This window comes from Listeria valentina (genome assembly GCF_011800755.1).
GTDB lineage: Bacteria > Bacillota > Bacilli > Lactobacillales > Listeriaceae > Listeria > Listeria valentina.
In genome coordinates this window covers 1-1,632 of sequence record NZ_JAATJW010000127.1, presented here as the reverse complement: position 1 = coordinate 1,632, position 1,632 = coordinate 1, and the positions used below count along the sequence as shown (strand labels likewise).

At 39.5% G+C, this 1,632-nt stretch carries 1 protein-coding gene; it reads right to left on the bottom strand.

The annotated features are described in order from the left end of the window. Window positions 1–73: 73 nt before the first annotated feature. Window positions 74–1,219: an MBL fold metallo-hydrolase gene (locus HCK02_RS13725; protein WP_246215610.1), complete on the bottom strand. Its 1,146-nt coding sequence runs from the start codon at window positions 1,217–1,219 to the stop codon at window positions 74–76. Window positions 1,220–1,632 lie beyond the last annotated feature (413 nt).

Below are 1,632 nucleotides of genomic sequence, written 5' to 3'. Positions count from 1 at the left end.
AGTTCAGTGCGCTCAAAAATTAGTTTTTCCCTGAAAATAATTTGAAAGTTCAGCTTGACTTATTACCACTAGACTATCTCGTAGTCGCAAGTCCTTGTTCTTTAATTTGGCGAACAATGCCCTTTCCAATACCATTGATCCGTTTTAAATCATCAATAGAAGAATATGGCCGATGCTCAATAATTTTCTGCGCTAACTCTGGCCCGATCAAAGGTAAAAATTTCAAGTCTTTTGCAGGCGCTGTATTTAAATTGATCGAATCAGGCATCACTTCGTTTCCGCTGTCTTCTGTTTTCGATGCTTCCTCCGTTTTCTTGCTTGAAGAATAACTGCTTCCTGACTTGATTTCGCCTTCTTTCTCAGTCACAACGTTAAGCTTTTTACCATCTGTCGAAAGCGTGACTGTGCCATTCACATCCGTTCCATACGTCGTAATATCGCGCTCTTTCAACCATTCTAGGACTTCAACATGTGGGTGTCCATAACTATTCCCTTTTTCAGCCGAATAAATCGCAACTTCTGGTTTCACCTTATCTAGAAATGCTGGGGAATTGGAAGTTGATGAGCCGTGGTGCCCTAAATCTAAAATATCAGCTTGCAGCGGTAAGCCGCTTTCGATCATTTCCTTTTCTCGTCCTTTTTCAGCATCTCCCGTGAAAACCGCGGAGATTTCCTTATAAGTCAAATGGACCGCTATCGAATCATCATTTGCATTACCACTTAGTTTGCTAGGACTTAATACTTCCAAATTAAACGGTCCGAAGCTTGCCTTGTCGCCCGCTTTCGGCTCCTTATAAAGCGCATCCGAAGCAAGCGCAGCATCGATCACTCTTTCATAAGTCGAGCTATTAAACGCTAGGCCATCCATCCAAATTTCTTTAGGTTGATACGTTTTAATGACTTTATCCGCATTTCCAATGTGATCAGCATGTGGATGCGTCAAAAGTAGCAAGTCAATTTTCTTCACTTGTTTTTCTTCTAGAAGCGTCATAATCCGGTCATCATCTTGCCGCCCCGTATCAATCAAAATCGTTGTGCCATCATCCGCACGAATCAAGGTACTATCACCTTGTCCGACATCAAAAAAATCAAATTGCGCACCCTTTAGTGTTTCACTTGAAAGCTTGGGTTCACTTCCTTCAGATGACGCTAAAAAATTGCTGCATCCAGAAAGCAACAGCAGCAATCCTAATCCCCAAATCAACCATTTTTTCACTATGTAAATCCTCCTCAACACGCTTATTATACCAGAACGTCCGTTCCCAGTCAAAGCACGCATCAAGGATAAAGTTTAGCGCGTCCAATATGCCGATTCATTTCCTATCCTGCACAGTCTAGCTCTTTAATGTCCTAGTTTGACCAGACTTCATAATAATGTTCAATGGAAAAGTTTGATTCCATCGTTTTCCTTGAAGAACCTACCCTCTTTCTCCGTAGTAAATATAGTTCATAATAACCTCACCAAATTCAAAAAAATCAGCACAAAATTTAATAAATATTCTTTGTCATATAGAAATAATTTCTGTATTTTTCATGGCTACTATTTTAAACGAAAAATCCTCGATTGCTACTAAATCATTTTTGGAAAAATACTCATAAATTTCGTTATTCATTTTTTGAGGGTGTTTTCAT